At 32.6% G+C, this 18,884-nt stretch carries 17 protein-coding genes; 8 read left to right on the plus strand and 9 right to left on the minus strand.

Translation table 11 applies throughout. The annotated features are described in order from the left end of the window. Positions 1 to 167: 167 nt before the first annotated feature. From QLQ95_RS09385 to QLQ95_RS09410, 6 genes are all read right to left on the minus strand, one after another. The gene (locus tag QLQ95_RS09385; RefSeq protein WP_095929626.1) at positions 168 to 1,346 is read right to left on the minus strand and encodes a FecR family protein; all 1,179 of its coding nucleotides are present in this window, start codon (positions 1,344 to 1,346) and stop codon (positions 168 to 170) included. A 562-nt stretch (positions 1,347 to 1,908) separates the two neighbouring features. Then, complete coding sequence (locus QLQ95_RS09390; protein WP_482503555.1) at positions 1,909 to 2,472, minus strand: RNA polymerase sigma factor; 564 nt, start codon at positions 2,470 to 2,472, stop codon at positions 1,909 to 1,911. A 387-nt stretch (positions 2,473 to 2,859) separates the two neighbouring features. Continuing rightward, the gene (locus QLQ95_RS09395) at positions 2,860 to 3,516 is read right to left on the minus strand and encodes a hypothetical protein (protein WP_008466087.1); all 657 of its coding nucleotides are present in this window, start codon (positions 3,514 to 3,516) and stop codon (positions 2,860 to 2,862) included. Between the two features lie 120 nt (positions 3,517 to 3,636). Next, a complete protein-coding gene (locus tag QLQ95_RS09400; RefSeq protein WP_095929629.1) occupies positions 3,637 to 4,008 on the minus strand; it encodes a YraN family protein in 372 nt (123 codons plus the stop codon). Between the two features lie 173 nt (positions 4,009 to 4,181). Next, a complete protein-coding gene (locus tag QLQ95_RS09405) occupies positions 4,182 to 5,081 on the minus strand; it encodes a S66 peptidase family protein (protein WP_286971473.1) in 900 nt (299 codons plus the stop codon). Between the two features lie 154 nt (positions 5,082 to 5,235). Then, positions 5,236 to 6,312 (minus strand): serine hydrolase domain-containing protein, encoded by a 1,077-nt coding sequence (locus QLQ95_RS09410; RefSeq protein ID WP_428237462.1) that lies wholly within the window; start codon positions 6,310 to 6,312, stop codon positions 5,236 to 5,238. Positions 6,313 to 6,440: 128 nt separating this feature from the next. Here QLQ95_RS09410 and QLQ95_RS09415 point away from each other — a divergent pair, with 128 nt between their 5' ends. Both QLQ95_RS09415 and QLQ95_RS09420 read left to right on the plus strand, forming a co-directional pair. After that, a complete protein-coding gene (locus QLQ95_RS09415; RefSeq protein ID WP_482503558.1) occupies positions 6,441 to 7,541 on the plus strand; it encodes an endonuclease/exonuclease/phosphatase family protein in 1,101 nt (366 codons plus the stop codon). A 115-nt stretch (positions 7,542 to 7,656) separates the two neighbouring features. Further along, entirely contained in the window at positions 7,657 to 8,196 is a 540-nt protein-coding gene (locus QLQ95_RS09420) for a 3-hydroxyanthranilate 3,4-dioxygenase (protein WP_286971470.1), read from the plus strand. Positions 8,197 to 8,314: 118 nt separating this feature from the next. On the opposite strand, the gene QLQ95_RS09425 is transcribed toward QLQ95_RS09420, so the two are convergent. Then, on the minus strand, positions 8,315 to 9,271 hold the full coding sequence (locus tag QLQ95_RS09425; RefSeq protein WP_095929781.1) for an MBL fold metallo-hydrolase: 957 nt from the start codon (positions 9,269 to 9,271) through the stop codon (positions 8,315 to 8,317). Between the two features lie 113 nt (positions 9,272 to 9,384). Here QLQ95_RS09425 and QLQ95_RS09430 point away from each other — a divergent pair, with 113 nt between their 5' ends. The 6 genes from QLQ95_RS09430 (at position 9,385) to QLQ95_RS09455 (ending at position 14,599) form a co-directional block, all read left to right on the plus strand. Continuing rightward, on the plus strand, positions 9,385 to 9,720 hold the full coding sequence (locus QLQ95_RS09430) for a hypothetical protein (protein WP_482503561.1): 336 nt from the start codon (positions 9,385 to 9,387) through the stop codon (positions 9,718 to 9,720). 352 nt (positions 9,721 to 10,072) lie between these two features. Further along, positions 10,073 to 11,626 carry an L-piperidine-6-carboxylate dehydrogenase gene (gene amaB, locus QLQ95_RS09435; protein WP_095929635.1) on the plus strand — a complete coding sequence of 518 codons (1,554 nt, stop codon included), beginning with the start codon at positions 10,073 to 10,075 and terminating at the stop codon, positions 11,624 to 11,626. Positions 11,627 to 11,757: 131 nt separating this feature from the next. Beyond that, positions 11,758 to 12,570: a leucine-rich repeat domain-containing protein gene (locus QLQ95_RS09440; protein ID WP_482503562.1), complete on the plus strand. Its 813-nt coding sequence runs from the start codon at positions 11,758 to 11,760 to the stop codon at positions 12,568 to 12,570. A gap of 30 nt (positions 12,571 to 12,600) precedes the next feature. After that, positions 12,601 to 13,644 carry a hypothetical protein gene (locus tag QLQ95_RS09445; protein ID WP_320494579.1) on the plus strand — a complete coding sequence of 348 codons (1,044 nt, stop codon included), beginning with the start codon at positions 12,601 to 12,603 and terminating at the stop codon, positions 13,642 to 13,644. Between the two features lie 6 nt (positions 13,645 to 13,650). Then, positions 13,651 to 14,214: a LemA family protein gene (locus tag QLQ95_RS09450; RefSeq protein ID WP_428237458.1), complete on the plus strand. Its 564-nt coding sequence runs from the start codon at positions 13,651 to 13,653 to the stop codon at positions 14,212 to 14,214. Next, complete coding sequence (locus QLQ95_RS09455) at positions 14,183 to 14,599, plus strand: hypothetical protein (protein WP_428237457.1); 417 nt, start codon at positions 14,183 to 14,185, stop codon at positions 14,597 to 14,599. Before QLQ95_RS09450 ends, QLQ95_RS09455 begins: the two co-directional genes overlap by 32 nt. Before the next feature lie 50 nt (positions 14,600 to 14,649). Here the strand turns inward: QLQ95_RS09455 and QLQ95_RS09460 are convergent, their stop codons facing one another. Both QLQ95_RS09460 and QLQ95_RS09465 read right to left on the minus strand, forming a co-directional pair. After that, positions 14,650 to 17,499, minus strand: coding sequence for a pectate lyase family protein (locus QLQ95_RS09460; protein ID WP_482503565.1), 2,850 nt, complete (start codon positions 17,497 to 17,499; stop codon positions 14,650 to 14,652). Positions 17,500 to 17,977: 478 nt separating this feature from the next. After that, entirely contained in the window at positions 17,978 to 18,748 is a 771-nt protein-coding gene (locus QLQ95_RS09465; protein WP_201999061.1) for a Bax inhibitor-1/YccA family protein, read from the minus strand. Positions 18,749 to 18,884 lie beyond the last annotated feature (136 nt).

Consider the following 18,884-nt stretch of genomic DNA (forward strand, 5'->3'; position numbering starts at 1 on the left):
GTATAGAAACCCATTATTCTTAGATTTTTTTTTCATAATTTTGTTAATTGATTGTAGTTAATTCGTTATATTCAATCACTTAGTTAATCGGAAATTGTTCGCAGCTCTTTCCGATTTTTTTATTCCCGTAATGTTATCTCATCATATATTTTTATTGGTTTTAGTGGTTATTTAATTAGTATTTGATTGTTTTTTATCGTGTAATTAATGCCATGAACATCATTAAAATAGCTCATCACATTCTCAATTGATTCTTCTTTAAAGCTGGCATTAAATTTCTCGTTGGCCAGTTTTTCGTTTTTATTAATGATCGTTACGTTATAGCGTCTTTCTAGTTTAGTTATAATGTTTTTGAAAGTCATGTTTCTAAAAGTCAGTCCGCCATCAATCCAAGAAGTATAAATTTCAGTAAGAACCGGTTTTGTAAAAATCGAAGCATTTTCTTTATTGAAACTTCCTTTATAACCAGGTTTTAAGACTGTGTTTTTAGAAGCATCAAATTCTTCGTTTGAACGGTACATTCCAACAGAGCCTTCAACCAAAACAACATCTGTAGCTGCATCTTCTGGATAATTAGAAACATTAAAATGAGTTCCTAAAACGCGTACATTCAGCGCATCAGCATTTACAATAAAAGGATGTTTTTTATCTTTTGCAACGTCAAAAAAAGCTTCTCCGTCCAGATAAACCTGACGATTTTCTCCAGCAATAAATTTTACGGGATATTTTAAAGTAGTTCCAGCGTTTAAATGAACCATAGTTCCGTCAGATAATTGCAAACGAAATTTTTTTCCAAACGGAATTTTAAGCGTGTTGTAAGCCAATTTATCAGAATCGGTTTGATTTTCGTAAACTAATTTATCACCGTTTTGATTTCCAATAATATTTCCTTTTTTATCATGAACCTGAACTTTTCCATTTTCAGAAATAACCTGAACGCTTCCGTCTTCCATCTGCAAGACAATATCCGAACTTTTAAAATCGAATGGAACTTCCGCACTTTTAGTAAAGAAACCTTGTTTGTAAGCAAAACCAACACCCAAAAGCACCAAGACAGAAGCCGCAATAGAAATATATTTTCTATAATTAGATTTTCTAGGCTCTATTTCTATTACTGTTTCCTGTTCTTTTGCTGTAGCTAGAATAGCATCAAAAATAGAATCAGCTTTCTGTTCCTCCATTTTTGGCATTTCGCCCAACAGATTTTTCACTTCTTCTACTGTCGGAAAATCATCAGTAAGATTATTATTGCGGCAATAGGCAATAACTTGTTCTGTTTCTTCGGCAGTACATTGGTTTAAAATAAATTTCTCTAAAAGCGTTTTTATTTCAGAATTTGAATTCATTAAGAATGTTTTTAGGTTCTGTGTTTCTATAATACAGCCGAGATGCAATCGAGTACTACTCAAACGTTATAAATTTTTAAATTTTAACATTTTGAATTATTTAATGCATTGGTTTTTAATGAAATGAGAATTTGTTTTTTTGAAGAAATAATGATTAAATGCATTTGTCACCCTGAGAAATGAAGGATCACACAAGAAAATCGACAAAGAAATCCCTCAACCTGAATATAAAAATGATTTTTTGGGCGAGCCAGCATTAGAAAAAAGGGCCAACAATCTTTGTCTTTATGCGCCCCTTTTCCTAATGCTGTCGGGCTGTCCGCGCTACTTCGGTAGCTTGCTCCCATCCCTCTCGCGGGCAAACAGGTTTATTCACGATTCTATTTTTTCATTTTCATAAGGAAATATCAAAATAAAAGCAGACAAAAATTATCGATTTCGATTGTGGAATTTCTTGTGTGATCCTTCGTTCCTCAGGATGACAAGATCGGGTGAAGTTTTAAAAGCATTCAAAAAAAAATCACCCCGGAGAGTGATTTTAATGGCATTATTGTGGTTTTGGTTAGATAATTTCATCGTGAAGTTGAAAAAAACCGCGCATCGATTCGAGCGCTTTACTCATTTGGTTCCGGACTGTATTTATCGAGATTCCGAGTTCCTCGCTTATTTCTTCGTAGCTCATTCCTTTTTTTCGCGACATTTTAAAAATCTGCCGTCGTTTGGGCGGGAGCTGTTTTATAGCTTGTTTTCGAAGTTTTTTGCAATCGGCTTCCCGAACCGCATAATCTCCGTATTCATGTGATTTCTGACTTTCGTAGAAAACAGCTTCTTTCAATAAAATTTCATTCGCAGCCTTATTCAAAACATTAAAAGCCTGATTTCTGGCAATGGTAAAAATGTAGGCTTTAAAAGATTGTTCTACATTTAGACTTTCGCGATTGAGCCAAACTTTCATAAAAACATCCTGTACATTTTCCTCTGCAGCTTCTTTTGATTTAAGAAGACTAATGCTGTATCCATAAATATCTTGGCGGTACATATCAAAAAGTTGTCGAAAGGCTTTTTCGTTTCCTTTTTTGAGTTCACTTACCAATAATTTTTCACTATGGTTGGCCGCTTCTAACAATTTAATTTGCGTTTATTTAATTCCAGTGGTATTAAACTATCAAAATGCGAGGTCTGATGTCTGACTTCTTCGCAAATATATAAAAATATTATTCTCAACAAATCATATATAAAAAAACTTAATTCAAATTTTTTGTTAGTTTTTTTAGAGAAAGACATAAAATGTTGTGTAAAGTGGCATTTTACAAGTAAGTGTCATTTTGACGCTTTTCTGAAGTAAAAAGTAATTTTTGAATTTTACTTTTGAGAATATTCTTATTTGAGAAATATAAAAAAATTCTTGTTCTACTTTATTTCAAAAGAAAAATCCTTTTGTCTTCCTGAAAAGACAAAAGGATTTTGTTATGTATAAACTCTAATTTTATTTTTAAAAAGAAGAGGGATTAAATTAGTTTTTCAAGTCTTTAATTACTTTAAAAGCTACATCAACTTGATCTTCTCCAACTAAGATTGTAAATTCATTCGAAGTAGAAATTACCTCATTGATAATAATTCCTTCCCAAGCCAAACGTTGGAAAATGAAGTAGTAAATACCAGGAACAACAATATTTTCTTTTGGTAATTTTACCGTAATCGAAGCTAAATTATCTAATTTTTGGATTAATTTTTCTCTCATAAAGTGTTTTTCAACTAAGTGATTTACACTGCTGCTCACTACGATATTCGTTTCGTTTACTCCACGAGATGAGGTGTAGAAAATATCAGATAGAGCATTAATATCAGAGATCAAATCTGCTTGTTTGTTTAAGACAGTTTCAGATGCAGCAAAAGTGTAATCGGTAAGTTCCGAACGAACTGTGATTTCACCAATATTTTTAATTACTTTATTGATTTTGTGGTTTAGTTTAAAATCTAGTTCTTCCGTTAGTCGTTTTAAAGACATTACAACAGCGCCTTGTTTTACTTCTTTGCCAAACTCACTTTCTAATTCGGTCATAATATTTCGCGAAAGTGAAGTTAGGTTAATAATTCCGAGCGACAGGGCATTTAATAAAAATGGTTTTGTTTTAATGTAGTTTTCTACAATAGAAGAAACAGTTTTCATAATCTTTTTTTTTTTTGGTAACAGTTGAGTTGGTAGTTAATTTAACATTGCGATGTTATAATTCTTTGCAAATATAAATAAAAAAACAAATTGTTACAATTATAACAATGAAAAAATATGTTAAAAGTGATAAAAAGCGTCAGTAAGATGTTCAATTGCAAATGATTCGCCGTTTTTATGCACCGCAATGATATCAAAACGGATTTCTAAATCTTCTTGAAAATCCTTTTCCCTATCGTTTATGTAGGCATTTACTGCTTTAATGAGTAATTGAATTTTTTTGGACTTCACAAAATCTTGCGGAGAACCAAAATCTAAACTCGAACGGGTTTTAACTTCAACAATTGCCAAAACAGCATCTTTTTGTGCAATTATATCTATTTCTGCTTTTTGGATAACAAAGTTTCGTTCTATAATCGAATATCCATTTTCTTCAAGATATGCTGCAGCGAGATCTTCTCCTAATTTTCCTAAATCGTTATGTTCTGCCATGGGTTTTGTTTTTTTGTTTCAGGTTTCAGGTTGTTGAAAATTGAATAATAGGTTTATGTTTTTTGCACGCAAAGACGCGAAGCTGCAAAGAATATTAAAACTTTGCGACTTCGCGTCTTTGCGAGATTTTATGTGGTATTGTTAGATTTGCTTAAATCCTAAGCAATGCGATATTACTTTTTAAAAGTAACCGTGCTTCCAGAAGCAGTAACTTCTATAGAAACAGTATTTCCCATGATTAAGGCTCTGTTGTCTCTAATATGACCTGCTGGGAAATTAAAAATTACTGGAATATTGTATTTTTTTGTTACATCATCAATAATTTCCAGAGCATTTTTCCCCCAAGGAACTTCATTGTCTTTCATGCTTGTCATTCCGCCAATGATAATTCCTTTTAAATTTTCGATACATCCGTTACGTCTTAGATTCATCATCATTCGGTCAATATGATACAGATATTCGTCTAAATCTTCTATAAATAAAATTTTATCCTTGCAGTCAATTGCCGATGGGGATCCTAATAAACTATACAAAATAGATAAATTACCGCCTACTAATTCTCCGGTAGCACTTCCCAAACGATTCATAGGATTTGGACTAATAGAGTAAGAAATAGGTTCGTTAAATAAAGCGGCTTTTAATGAGCTGACGGCATCTGGAGTTGCTCTAGGAACAGTTACTGGCATAATACCATGAATAGATTTATAGCCCATCGTATTCAAATGATTATGTAGAACCGTTACATCACTAAAACCGATAACCCATTTAGGATGCTGTTTGAATTTGGTAAAATCTAATAAATCTAACATTCTAACAGTGCCATATCCGCCGCGAACGCACCAGATAGCTTTAATATTTGGATTGTCCATTTGTTTCTGAAAATCGGCAGCTCTCTGTTCATCTGTTCCAGCCAATTGATGATAATCTAATCCAATTGTAGAACCAATTACGGCCTCTAAACCCCAACTATGCAATAAATCTATTGTTGGTTTTAAATTGTCATCAATGTTTTTTCTTGCTGTTGCCAAAAGAGCGACAGTATCTCCTTTTTGTAAATAAGGCGGTGTTATCATGTTTTGTTGAGATTGACAGTTGAATGAATGTAAAGCAAAAATAAGAAATGCGAGTTTACAAAAGACAAAGTGTCTCTTTATATAGTGAAAGCAGTTTTTATTCATTTTTTTCTTTTGCTTAAAATTATAAAATTAATTTTTAAGGTTTAACAATTTAACCTCCATATTGTTTTTGAAGCTCGGCCAAAAGTAACATTAAACCTTTGTCTGCTTCTTCAGACTGCACATTGGCAAATAAGATAAAAGCTTTATCGATGTCTTTGCAAATATACACTTTGGTTAAAAATGTTCCTGGATTTCCGTAGTGAAAAGAATATTTTAGGCCCGATTTTTCATTTATTTCAGAATACCATCCAAAAGAAAATTCAGAAAAACCAAAATGCATTTTATTAAATTCTTCTTCAGACAATACTTTTGATTTTCCTAACAAACCTTGTAGTTCCATCTGTGTAAATTTGCAAAAATCAGGAAGATTTATATTGATATTTCCTGCTGATGAAAGCCAATTTAATTTATAATTTACAAATGGTTTTTCGGGCTTCAAATTTTCATCATGTCCCCACGGCTGGTTTATATCAGTCACGTTTGGTTGTCCAAAACCGAAGTTAATATTTAGCTTTTTACCCAATTCTTGCACTAAAGTTTCATAACTCTTTCCAGTTGCTTTTTCAAGCATTAAACCTGCAGCAACAAAACTTGGATTGGAGCCATACCATTCTTGTTTTTCTGTAACAATTTGTTTTTGCTTAAAAAACCAGCTTATAAACTCATAACGCTGTTCTTGATTATTTCCTTTAATTTCTTGTTGATTTGGAGTTTCATTTCCGTAAGACCAAGTTGGAATTGGTGCTCTAAATGTCAAGAAATCTTGCAGAGTTACATTATAAATTTCTGGATTACTTTCTGCTTTTAATTCAGGATATAAATCAAAAAATTTAGAATTCCAGTTTATTTTTCCTTCTTTAACTAAAGTCGCCGCAATATAACTTGTGACCGTTTTTGTGATGGATCCTAAACGAAAAACATCATTAATTTTTGCTTTATGAGAAGACTTGTAACGTTGAAATCCTAAAGCTTCAATTTCAAAAATAGAATCTGATGAAACGACTGCATAAGCCAATTCTGGAATTTTATATTGTTTTCTGATTTCCTCTGCTCTGGAACTATTTTTTTGTCCGTAAAATGGATTCATAAAGCTCAAGAATAAAGCAAAAAACAGTATTTTTTTCATGTTATAAATTGTCAGATTTTCTCAGCAAGATACAAGAGTTTTATTAGAAACAAATGTAATATTTTTAAATTTTATTCAAGTAAAAATCTTACAAAATAATTAAGTTTGTCTTTTTAAAAATCTTCTCTATGCCGTTAAAATATAAATTCTTTTTGATTATTCTTTTTGCGTTGAACGTTCTGTTTAGCCAACCTAAGAAATACAAAATACATACCGTAGCTTTTTACAATTTTGAAAATCTTTACGACACTGTAAATGATGAATTTACAAATGATGATGAGTGGACGCCAAATGGCACACAACGTTGGACGACAGAAAAATACCAGCAGAAATTAAAAAATTTAGCAAGAGTTATTTCTGAAATTGGAATGCCCGAAAATTCGAATGCGCCAACCTTAATTGGTGGAGCTGAAATAGAAAATCGTGACGTTTTAGAAGATTTAATAAAAGAACCAAAGCTATTGCCACTAGATTTAGGAATCATTCATTTTGATTCCCCAGACAAACGAGGAATCGATGTGGCTTTGCTGTATCAGAAAAAATATTTTAGACCCACTTCTTATTCGAATATTCCTTTAATTATTTATAAAAAAGAAATGATCAAAAAAGAACAAGAAGCAGAAGTTTTGGATGACGAAATTGAAATTAAAAAAGAAAATAAAAATCGAGTTTTTACAAGGGACCAGCTTTTGGTTTCGGGATTTTTGGAAGACGAGGAAATCCATATTATTGTCAATCACTGGCCGTCCAGATCAGGCGGAGAAAAAGCAACAATGATATTTCGGGAAGCCGCAGGAAAATTGAACCGAAAAATTATCGATTCATTACAACAAATTAATCCGCAGGCAAAAGTATTGACAATGGGAGATTTTAATGACGGACCATTTAATAAAAGTATAAAAATAGGGTTAGGTGCTAAGGGAATAAAATCTGAAGTTGCTGAATTTGATGTTTTTAATCCGTTTGAAGAGCTTGCTAAAAAAGGCTTAGGAACTATTGCTTATCGGGACTCTTGGAATATTTTTGATCAAATTATCATTACAGAATCCTTGGTTAAAGCTGATTTTTCGACTTTTAATTTTTGGAAAGCAGGTATTTTCAATAGATCTTATCTTATTCAAAATTTTGGGGCTTATAAGGGTTATCCCTTACGAAATACACTCAGCGAAGCAGGTTTTAGTGATCATTTTCCGGTTTATATTTATTTGATAAAAGAGGTTTTAAGGTAGAGACGCACTGCAGTGTGTCTAACGTTTTTCAGAAATTAAAATACAAACCCATAGACGCACTGCGGTGCGTCTCTACAATTTCACTACCTTAGCTTTTCATAAATTTTGAATAAAAATGGCTATAGCAAAACCTTTTAACCTGACGCAATGGATTGACGAAAATCGTCATTTACTAAAACCGCCTGTTGGAAATAAAAACCTTTATGTTGATTCTGGAGATTATATTGTAATGATTGTTGCAGGTCCGAATGCGCGAAAAGATTATCATTATAACGAAACAGAGGAGCTTTTTTATCAGTTAGAAGGAAGCATTAAGGTTGTCATTCAGGAAGATGGACAGCGTAAAGAAATGGAATTAAATGCAGGCGATATGTATCTGCATCCTGCAAAAGTGCCGCATTCTCCTGTTCGTTCAGAAGGCTCTATCGGACTCGTGATCGAAAGAAAACGTGCTGGGCAAGGTTTTACAGATGGTTTGCTTTGGCATTGCGATAACTGCAATCATAAATTGTATGAAGTGTATTTTGAACTTCATAATATAGAGAAAGACTTTCTTCCTCATTTTGAACATTTCTACAACTCAGAAGAATTAAGAACCTGTGATAATTGTGGAACTGTTATGGAAACCGATCCTAGATTTACGGCTAAGAAGTAATATTTTATTTGATAGAAATACGAAACCCGACAGGTTTCAAAAAACTGTCGGGTTTAATTAATGTTTTATGTTTAGGATTTATAAAAAAATAATCCTCAGAATCAGTAACAAAATAAAATTACAACTCAAATTTCTTTCCTTGTTCAGGATAAATAATCTTCAATCCTAAATTGTTTTGAGCTTTTAACTGCTCTTTAATTTTGGCAATATTCTTTGCCGGCGGTTTCAAATGTGTAATAATAATTTTAAAGTTTTCCAGAGAACCTTTTCCTGCTAATTCCTCTAAAACATGAAGTTCCTTCATTAAATAATTCGGAGTCAAATGACCAAACAAAAATTTATCTGGCTGTTCATTTGGAAACGAAACTTCAATAAAAATTCCTTTCAATTGCTTGGCTTTAACCAATGGAGCAACTGCGGTCCATAAATTGCGAAGATTATTGCTTTTTTCTACTTCGTCAGGCCCTGTATCACCTAAATACAAAGCATAATTATTGTCGTTTTTAATTAAGAAAGCGGTACTTTCAAACGGATTAACATGGCTTAAAGGAAATGCTTTAACCGTCATTTTAGCATTGGTCAAAAGAGTTTCTTTCGCCAAATCTAAAGTCTGAAAATGATATTTTTTGATATGAAAACCAGGACCTGCATCTCCAAAATTAGCCCAAGTCTGATCGTTGAAATAATGGTTTTCCATCATTTCCATGCATTTCTTTGTAGCATAAACCGTTTTCGAAGAATCGGCAGGAGAATTGATTATCAAACCTGACACATGATCTAAATGTGCATGAGAAATCAAATATCCTTTGACGTATTTTCGTAAAACTTCGCTTGTAGAAACTTTAAAAGTTTTATTTTCTATAGCTTTTTCGATTCCGGCGTTTACAGTTCCAGCATCAAGACAGATATAATCAGTTGTATTGGCTGGAGCGATTAAGTAAGACGAAAGATTTTTCTCGTCGATACCGCCCATTACTCCCAATGGAACTACAGAAAAAGAGGTTTTTTCCTTTTGGGAAAAAGCATTAGATGAAATTAAAATGATGCAAAGAAAAAAGCGATGGAAATTATTCATATTCAAAAAAATTAGAATTGCAAATTTCATCAATAAAGAGAAATAAAGCACTCAATTTTGAAAAAAATCATGTTAATTAACCCTAAATTTACATTTAACTAAAAATATATACGATGATTAAAAAGGCGCTATTTGTACTGTTTTTGTTTTTAATGAGCTCAGAAGTATATTGCTGTGATTGTTCGGAAAAACCATCGATAAAAGAAAATTGGGAGCTAGCCCATCAGGTTTTTATTGGAAAAGTAGTAAAAGTTGATAGTTCTTTATATTCTGAATATGGTCAAAAAATGTACTCCTATACTATTAAAATTTCAAAAATTTATAAAGACGAGATTATTAATGGACAAAGTTTTAGAACGATTCTAGGAGTTAGTATGGGATCTTGTGATTATTATTTTGAAAAAGGAAAAGAGTATTTGATTTATACCCAAAAGATTATAATGCTTTAGACTGTTCGATATGTTCGAGAACGAATCTATTACAAAATATTCAGAATAGTGAATTAGAATTGTTAGATGAGTTGTATAATAAATCAAAAAAAAATAGAGGTATACAAATCATTAAATTTCAGAATAACATTAAATATCAAATAGATTTAGTTAAAAAATCATTTGAAGAAAAATTAGAAAGAAAAAATAAAGTGATTTGTATTTTATCAAGTCTGAGTTTTATTCTTTTTGTTATTCTGCTTTTATTGTTTCTTAAAAATAAGCGTGTTTTTAAAAGCGACAAATAATTAAAATTAATTCTAAAACAATATCTTTACATAAAAATATAACAATTTTAACCAAAAAAGTTACAATGACAACAATAGCATCGCAATTTGGAATGAAGGAAGCTCTTGATAAATTGGGCATCAAGACAATAAATGAAGGAACATCAACAGGAATTAATAATTTTTCTTCTGGAGAAATCCTAGAAAGTTATTCGCCAGTTGATGGAAAATTAATTGCTTCGGTAAAAATGTCAACGGCAGCTGATTACGAAAAAGCAATTCAAACTGCGGCAGAAGCTTTTAAAACTTTTAGATTAATTCCTGCTCCACAGCGTGGTGAAATTGTGCGTCAGTTTGGAGAAAAATTGAGACAAAATAAAGAAGCGCTTGGTAAATTGGTTTCTTACGAAATGGGGAAATCATTACAAGAAGGATATGGAGAAGTACAGGAAATGATTGATATCTGCGATTTTGCAGTAGGGTTATCTCGTCAGCTTCACGGGTTAACAATGCATTCTGAAAGACCTGGACACCGTATGTACGAGCAATATCATCCGCTTGGAATTGTTGGAATTATTTCGGCATTTAATTTCCCAGTTGCAGTTTGGTCTTGGAACACAGCTTTAGCTTGGATTTCTGGAGATGTCTGCGTTTGGAAACCTTCTGAAAAAACACCTCTTTGCGGAATTGCCTGCCAAAATATAATTGCTCAAGTTATAAAAGAAAACAATCTTCCAGAAGGAATTTCGTGTTTAATAAATGGTGATTATAAAATAGGAGAATTATTGACTGCGGATACTCGTATTCCGCTTATTTCAGCTACAGGTTCTACCCGAATGGGGAAAATTGTAGCACAAACTGTTGCAGGAAGACTAGGAAAATCATTGTTAGAATTAGGAGGAAATAATGCTATTATTGTTACTCCAGATGCCGATATTAAAATGACGGTTATTGGTGCTGTTTTTGGCGCTGTTGGAACTGCAGGACAACGTTGTACTTCAACTCGACGATTGATTATTCATGAAAGTATTTATGATAAAGTAAAAGACGCGCTAGTTGCGGCTTATAAACAATTAAGAATCGGAAATCCGCTTGACGAAAATAATCATGTTGGACCTCTAATTGATACTCATGCTGTAGAAATGTATGCAGCAGCTTTGAATAAAGTTGTAGCCGAAGGTGGAAAAATCCTTGTTGAAGGAGGAGTGCTTTCTGGTCAAGGTTACGAGAGTGGTTGTTATGTAAAACCTGCAATTGCAGAAGCTGAAAATTCGTTTGAAATTGTACAGCACGAAACATTTGCTCCGGTTTTGTATTTAATTAAATATTCTGGAGAAGTAGAGAATGCCATCGAAATTCAGAATGGCGTTGCGCAAGGATTATCTTCTGCAATTATGACTAATAATTTACGCGAAGCAGAAAGATTTTTATCTGCAACAGGTTCTGATTGTGGAATAGCAAACGTAAATATAGGGACTTCTGGTGCCGAAATCGGAGGTGCTTTTGGTGGTGAAAAAGAAACAGGAGGAGGGCGTGAGTCAGGATCTGATGCGTGGAAAATTTATATGAGACGTCAGACCAACACCATTAATTATACTACAAATCTTCCGTTGGCACAAGGCATTAAATTTGACTTGTAATACAGGAAGTTTAAAAATAAACAAAAACCGCTTTTTTCAGTATTTGAGAAAGGCGGTTTTTTAATGCTAAAAATTTGTAGTATTTTTACTTTTATTAGCCTAAACTTTCTATAATTTATAAGCAACCCAAAATGACTCTATTTTTTTTAGCCGGACTTACCCCATTTGGATACGGATTTATTGGAGTTCTTCTTTTATCATTTTTATTGGCCTATTTTTGGTTGAAATCAAATGGGAAAGAGGATAAAATTGGCTGTGTTTCTATTGGAATTGGAGGAATAATTATTTGGTTTGTTTTGATGTTTCCAACTTTTATTTCCTTTTCGATTATTGAAAATGGAAACCTATGGGCTAAAATTGGAGTTGCTGTTTTTTGGGTCTTAATCTTGGCATTAGTTGTCTATTTCCGATTTGCAAAAAATACTTCTAACGTTAAAAAAGTGATTTTTACCTTTTTTAAATACCTTCTGTATTTAATTTTTTTAGGTTTATTTCTGGTTCTGTTTTTCGGAATGGCATTTTATATTTACCAAAGACTTTTCACAAACGAAAAAAATCAAGATCCTGTTTGGGTTGCTTTCTTGTGCATTTTTTTTGTAGCAGCACTTATTTTAGCTGGATTTGGCCTTTTGAGTAAAAATAAAGAAGAGAAGAAAAGAGAAAAAACATCTTTCTATGATCTGGAACAAGCGAAATTAAAACCAGAATTAGTATTAGAATTGGATTTGTCTAAGAACAAATTAACACTATTTCCTGAAGAGATTTTGAAGTTTAAAAATTTGAAGTTTCTTATTTTAAGTCATAACCAAATTACCGAAGTTCCAAACGAAATCAATAAATTGAGTAAATTGATTGGTTTGGATTTAAGTAATAATCCAATTTCAGATGTAGAAAGAAATAGAATCAGAAAATTAGTTTCTACGGAAGTTGAGATCCTATTTTAAACCTTTAACCATATTACTATTTATCATTTTATGAATGATCTTTTCGAATTTTTAACTCAAAATAAAACAGATGCCGTAGAGGTTGTTTTTCTGATGCTTTTTAGTTTAGGAATTGCTTTGTTCCAGACGGTAATTTATTCAGGGCTTTTTAATTTTAAATTTCCAAACTGGCTGTTTTTTGTTTTATCTCCTGCAATTGTTGGAGTAAGTTTTCTAATTGATTCTTCGTATCCTTTGGCAGTTGTATTGCTATTGTTTTTGTCTGTTTTTTTATCAGCTTTTATTGGAATGATTGTTTCGGGAATTAGAAGCAGTAAAGAGGAAAGAATAGAAAGAGAAAAATTCAATCGGAAACATAATATTCAAAAAACACCATTGAGTAAAAAAATCCTTGGAATCGTTGTTTTGATCGGTATTATTTTATCTTTTATCTATTTGGCTGAAAATGGAAATTTGAAACTTCTTTTGCTTATTATTCCAGGTTTCATTATAGTTAGTTCTATATTTTTCCCAAGTAATAAAAGCAAATTTATGAGGCTGCAGTCTATTTTACCAACTTCAAAAATTGATGCAATAGCGATGGGTCAGGTAGAGATTGTAGGAGATTTAGAAGAAATCGAACCCATTATTTCGCCCTATTTTAATAAACCTTGTATTGGATATTATTATAAAATTGAAAAAGAAAGTCCTCGCGATGATGATGGAAGAACGACTTACAGCACTATTTTTTCAGAAATTAAAACAGGTAAATTTAAGATAAAAGACGAAACAGGCTCGGTAACAGTAGATGGGGAAGGATTAGAATATTATTTCAACAGAATAGATAATCAAGCAGGAGGAAAGACCAGGTATACCGAAACTTACTTAAAAAGCAATGATTATATGCTTCTTATAGGTTACGCAGATTCAGACAATGGTACTACCATAATTAGAAAAGGAAGTCCAGATACTGTTTTTGGCATTGCTATGCCGAGAAGTATTTCATTCAGAAATAAATATAAACCTTTATTAGACTCTTTTTTGGTGACTTTGTTTTTCATTTCCCTTATACTCATTTATATCATTTTAAATTAAAAAAATATGACCGCTCAAAACATTGCCTTAATTGTTGGATTACTTCTCATACTTATATTTTTTAATGTACTTATCAGAATTTATAATAAGTTGGTTATGCTAAAGAATAATTATGAGAAAGCTTTTAGAAACATTGATGTTATTTTAATGCAGAGAGCTGATGAAGTTCCAGAATTGGTGAAAGTAGCTTCGAAATTTATGGAACATGAAACCGCAATGCTAACCAGTTTGACCAAATTAAGAACTGATTTTTTGAATTCAAAAACAGTTGATGAAAAAATAGAAAATGCCAATGAGTTTTCAAAAACCATCAAAAATCTATTTGCAGTTTCTGAAAATTATCCAGCTCTTTTATCCAACAATAATTTTCTAGAATTGCAGAAAAGAGTTTCTCAAATGGAAGATAAAATTGCAGACAGGAGAGAGTTTTTTAATGATAGTGTAAGTCTTTATAATGTTGGAATTCAGGAATTTCCTAATTTTATATTAGCCAAAATGATTGGTTATAGAGCGCAAGGTTTATTTGAAGTTACACTCAATGAAAAGAAGTATGACGGGATTCAATTTTAATACTTTTTTTGGTCATGAAAACCAGATTAACAATCTGGGGGACCAAGTTCTAATCTATGGTTTTGCAGGTATTATTTTTAGTATTGTTGCGCTGTTATTTATTTCAATAGTGATTAGAAAACTGGGACTTAAAAGTTTCAATACCTATTTTATTAATCCGCTTATGTTATCTTTAGGATTAACATTGCTTGTGGCTATTTTGCCAACAATTGTCTTTTATGTTGTTGCTTCAGATATTTCTGGTGTAAAAATTATGTACAGTTGGATCACCATTTTTATTGGAATGTTTTTTTTTGTTGGTTTGAATCTCGAAACAATCAAAAAATGTTTGAATGAATTTGGAAAAGTTACAGAACAAGAGGAGTTTAGAAATCGAAGAAGATAATGATAATAAAGTAAAAAGGCTTCCAGATTTGGAAGCCTTTTTAAGTTAAGTTATTTTTTAATTAATGTTTGGTTAAATGACCCGTCAACGGTATAAATTTTAGCTAGATAAGTTCCAGGAATTAAACCGCTTGTATCAATGCTTTCAGAGTTTCCAGAATTAACTACAAGGTTTCTAGAAATATTGTAAATAAGTACTTTTTGTACTTTCTGTTCTGGATCTGATAAGTATAATGTACTTGAAACAGGATTAGGATATAAAATTATTTTTGCTGATTCTACAGTTGTAGTTTCGGCAACTGTAGCCATTTTCAAAGTCGTTCCGCTGTAAACTGTACTAATATAGAATAAATTAGCAACAGAGCCTTTTGTTATAGTATGAGAACCAGCAGCAATTGAAGCCGTTACGATACCTGCCGATGCTGTATAAGAAACATTATCTACTTTGATCGTTCCAGTAAAGCTTGAATCGAAAACCAAAGTTAAAGTTGATGCACTAGTTGTTGTATACGTTATTGATGTATTAGATTCTATCTTTAAACGCTCTGTCAATGTTAATCCGTTATAGGTTACAGATCCAGGAGTAGAATTCATGTTTCCTGTAATAGAGTAGAACGTACTTGTTTTTCCAGACGTTGTAAAGTTATGAAGCTCAGATCCGCCAGTTGAGCCTGTTGTTACCGTTATTGTTCCTGATGCCGTTACAGGTGTTCCTGCAGTGCCTGATGTTGTTACAGAATAAGATGCATTTGCTGTTGGTGTTCCTGTAATAGTTATAGTTTTTGCTGTTGTGTTTTTTACAAAAGACAATCCAGAAGCAGGTAATCCAGTTACAGATGCATCTGTAGCGTTTCCGCCCCAAGTAAATACAATCGAAGCAATAGCAGTTCCAGAAGAAACCGTTTGGCTGTTGTTGCCAGATGAAGTTAATGTTTGTGTTCCAGCTGCAGTTACTGTTACAGTTCCAGAACCAGTAGCTGGGGAACCACTAGTTCCAGAAGTTGCAATGGAATACGAAACTGTTGCAGTTGGCGTACCCGTAATAGTTATAGTTTTAGCTGTAGAATTTTTTACAAAAGATAATCCAGAAGCAGGCAATCCTGTTACTGTTGCATCAGTTGCATCTCCGCCCCATGTAAATACGATTGAAGAGATTGCCGTACCACTTGCAACTGTTTGATTGTTGTTTGATGCAGAAGTCAAAGTTAAGGTCTGCGTTCCAGCAGGTGGATTTCCTTCTCCTTGTACAGCTACTAAAGTTCCCGTATAGTTTGTAAGAGCTGTTTTTAATGCAGTTATTACTAATGAAGAAGTATCATCTGTTGCATTATTAAATGTCCATTTTAAATCTCCTCCAGAAACACGTCCAGCATATTGAGTAGTTTTTGTTTTCGCCGCAGCGGGAGTATCGATTACTAAATTTTTTACATACAAATTAGCATCTGTATCGAAGTTATTGTAAACATTAGCGCCCGATTTAGATTTTACAGCACTGCTCACTGTTTCTCCTCTTGTTGCTGCTACGTAAGCATCAAAATCTGTTGTAGAGCTTATTTTTCCTGAAATATTGTACAACGGATTTGGATCATTATAAGCTACAAAACGCATATTGTTTGTTCCGTTAGAAGCATCAAAAGTATTGTTGAAAGCTTTAATGCTTCCTCCAGCTTCACCTGAGAATGTTCCCATTGTTCCAGCATTATTCACTTGGTTTGCTTCATCCCAAATATCAGAACCTTGAAGTGAAGTTAGCATTGGGTGCTTACTATTTCTAAAATAATTTCCTTCAACAAAAAGTGAAGATCCCATAGTTGATCCTGCTCCATATTTAGAAACACCATCGTAATAGTTGTTATAAATATGTGCTGAATAATAACGCACACGAGGATGACGTGAATCGGAATGGTCAAACCAGTTGTGGTGATACGTGATATAAAGTCCAGAAGTTGTTCCTTCGCTTAAACCTAAAAGACTTGCTTTTCCATTATCCCAAAAGTGGTTGTATGATAATGTGATATAAGTTGAAGTTTTATTGTCAAGTGCACCATCGCCTTTTATTTGGTCAGCATCACTACCTGCATTTCCGTAGAATAAATCACAGTTATGAACCCAAACGTGGTCATTGTCCTGCTGCATTCCTACGTTATCACCTGCAGTACTATTGCAGTTCATAAATCCAAGATTGCTTACCTCGATGTTGGAAGCCGACTTCAGTCTAACTCCCCATCCATTTGCGACAGCATCGTCTCCAATACCTTCAATGGTAACATAACTCGAAGCATTATTTGCGTTTTCAATAACAACATCGCCACCTTCCATAACCGTCATATCAGTGATATTTCCGATTAAACGGATAATAAACGGACGAGTGTCTTTTCCTTTCTTGATAGCGTAAAGAATATTCTGTAAACCAATACAAGGGTTTGAACTTGCACCAGTAATATTCATTGAAATGGTGTTTTTAGTATTTTGGGTAATATACAGAATTACCGCATTGTCTTTAGGCGTTCCGTCTGCTTTGTATCCTCCAGGAACACGACCGCCATCAAAAGCAAATCCGTTTCTGTCGTGTGCAGTTACAGTTAGATTTCCTGTTGTGGCTCCAGTTTCTTCTGTGCCATTTACAACAGGTTTTACTTTTACAGTGTAAGTTCCGGCTTTAAGTCCCGGAATGTCAGCGCGGAAATAAGAACCATAACTTCTAATAAGCTGGTCGTCTATTTTTTGGTCTGTAAATCCGTTGCCAGTGTAATAAACATTGTAGGTTTGAGCACCAGTGACTGGCTGCCATTTTACAAAAGCAGTTTCCAACCAGCCAGAAGCTTCATTAATTTGGATAGTTTGGGACCATAATTGAACTGTCATGAGAAAGACAGCCACGAAAAGTAGGTTTTTTTTCATAAGGTTTGTTTAAGATAGTTAATAAAATAAGTAAGTGGTTTTTACTTTCGATTTCAAGTGGTTTAATTGTAATCGATTACACAAAATTATATATTAATTTTAAATAGTATAATTTTTTTGCTAAAAAAAAGAGGATACTTGAATTATTGAGCTTTTAAAATATTAAAAATGTAATAAATTGCATTAATTGTAATTTATTACATATTAGTCGTTGAGTACGGAAAGCCGTATTTTTCTCGCCTTTAGTAATTTTAAAACTTAAACAAAATGAATGGGGATAATCTGTAATTTTTTTTTATTACATAAATTACATTTTAATTTTTTGTAGGAAATGGATTCTTTTTGTGTTTTGAATAAGAGATTATTCTTAGAAGATTTAATTAGAATATTGAATTGGCATTCAAATTTTAGTCTATTAGAAATAAAAAAAGCCCTTTTGATTTTACTCAAAAGGGCCTGAATTAATATTTTTGGACAATTAGTCTTTACTAGAAAGTTTAGATAAAAGTCTTAAGAATTCAATATACAACCAAACCAATGTGATCATTAATCCCATTGCTCCGTACCATTCCATAAATTTTGGCATTTTTTCTCTTGCACCTTTTTCAATTAAATCAAAATCTAAGAAAAGGTTAAGTGCTGCTATAATGATAACAAAAACACTGATGCCGATACTCATCATGGAATTTCCATAATGAACAGGTGTCCAGCTTGTAAACATTGATACAACCCAAGAAATTAAATAATAAGTCGCAATTGCTAACGTTGCAGCAACCACAACAGATTTGAATTGTTCTGTAACTTTTACGATTCTAAATTTGTACAAACCAAGGCAAACCAAGAAAGTAACAAGAGTTGCACCAACTGCATTGATTACGATTCCTGGAAATTTTAATTCAAATATTGCAGAAATACCACCTATGAACAATCCTTCGAATAAAGCATATCCTGGCGCTAGGTAAGGAGATAGCTGTGGTTTGAATGAAGAAACTAATACTAAAATAAAACCAATAATTGCACCTCCAATTGTAGGTAACATCGGATTCATTCCATTAAAAGCCATCCACCATGTTACCATAGCAGCTCCGCATAAAATTAGAAATAAGATTGCTGTTTTGTTAATTGTTCCAGACACCGTCATTTCTTGATTGTAATCAATAATCTGAGCTTGGTGTACTTCTGTTCTTGATTCAGTATTAGACGAAAAACGCTTACTGTTTAAAAATGGATTTTTTGAATTAAAGTTCATATTTTAATACATTTAATTGAATTCAAATATATGGAGATTTTTTGATGTGCACTTGCATAGAATAATTTTTTAACATGAATTTCTGTTCTTTATTAAGACATAAAAAAAAATCCATTAAAACTAATTTAATGGATTT

Source organism: Flavobacterium sp. B330r (genome assembly GCF_056824325.1).